General features: G+C 71.6%; 1 protein-coding gene. It reads left to right on the top strand.

Features of this window, described 5'->3' with window-relative positions:
* Positions 1-201: 201 nt before the first annotated feature.
* On the top strand, positions 202-1301 hold a 1100-nt coding region (locus tag G6019_RS16615), incomplete at its 3' end, for an aspartate aminotransferase family protein (RefSeq protein WP_182628099.1).

Raw genomic sequence — 1301 nt, 5'->3', positions numbered from 1 at the left:
TGGCGGACCTCGACGAGGCCGCGGAACTCGTCGAGGTGGGCGGGAGGGGCGACGCCGTCGGCGGTGAGGAGGACGACTGTCGGTCGCGTGGCCGGACCCCGGTGGTGCTGCGTCATGGACACACCGTAGCGCGTGGGACCACACCCCCCGAAGATCGTCGGATTGTTGACAATCTACCGGCAGTCGCCACACACTGGCCCCATGACCGCGCACCTGTCCCCCCTTCTCAAGCAGGCCACTCCCGTCGTGGTGGACCACGCCCTCGGCTCGTGGATCCACGGCACCGACGGCCGCGACTACCTGGACTTCACGACCGGCATCGGCGTGACCAGCACCGGACACTGCCACCCGGAAGTGGTCGCCGCCGCCCGTGAGCAGTGCGGGAAGATCATCCACGCGCAGTACACGACCGTCATGCACCAACCGCTGCTCCAGCTGACGGAGAAGCTCGGCGAGCACCTGCCCGAGGGGATCGACTCGGTCTTCTACGCCAACTCCGGCTCCGAGGCGGTCGAGGCGGCCGTCCGGCTGGCCCGCATGGCCACCGGCCGACCCAATATCGTCACCGTCCAGGGCGGGTTCCACGGCCGCACCGTCGCCGCCGCCAGCCTCACCACCGCCGGCACCCGCTTCTCCGCCGGTTTCTCCCCCCTCATGGGCGGGGTGGTGATGACCCCGTTCCCGCACGCGCTCCGGCACGGGTGGACCCAGGACGACGCGATCGACTTCGCGCTCGCCGAGCTGGACTACCTGATGGCCTCCCGCGTCGACGCCCGCGAGATCGCGGCCTTCCTCATCGAGCCGGTACTCGGCGACGGCGGATACATGGCCACCCCGCCGCGCTATCTGCAGGGCCTGCGCGACCGCGCCGACCGGATCGGCGCGCTGCTCGTGCTCGACGAGGTCCAGGCCGGCATCGGTCGCACGGGCCGGTTCTGGGGCCACCAACACACCGAGGGCCTGGTCCCGGACGTCATCATCACCGCCAAGGGGATCGCTTCGGGCTTCCCCATCTCCGCGATCGCCGCACCCGAGGCCATCATGGCCAAGGCCTGGCCCGGGTCGCAGGGTGGAACCTACGGCGGCAACGCCGTCGCGGCCGCCGCCGGGGTGGCCACCCTCGGGGTGGTCGAGAGGGAGAGCCTGGTGGACAACTCCGCCGAGCGCGGGGCCCAACTCCTCGACGGCCTGCGGCGTAGCCTCGGCGACGTGGGCGAGATCTGTGACATCCGCGGGACCGGCCTCATGCTGGGCGTCGAGTTCGGCGACCCGACCGCACCCGCCGGGAGCGCCGGCGCGGT

Origin of the sequence: Dietzia sp. DQ12-76 (assembly GCF_014145045.1) — a bacterium.
In the GTDB taxonomy this organism is placed as follows: Bacteria; Actinomycetota; Actinomycetes; order Mycobacteriales; family Mycobacteriaceae; genus Dietzia.
This window is presented reverse-complemented; position numbering and strand designations above follow the sequence as displayed.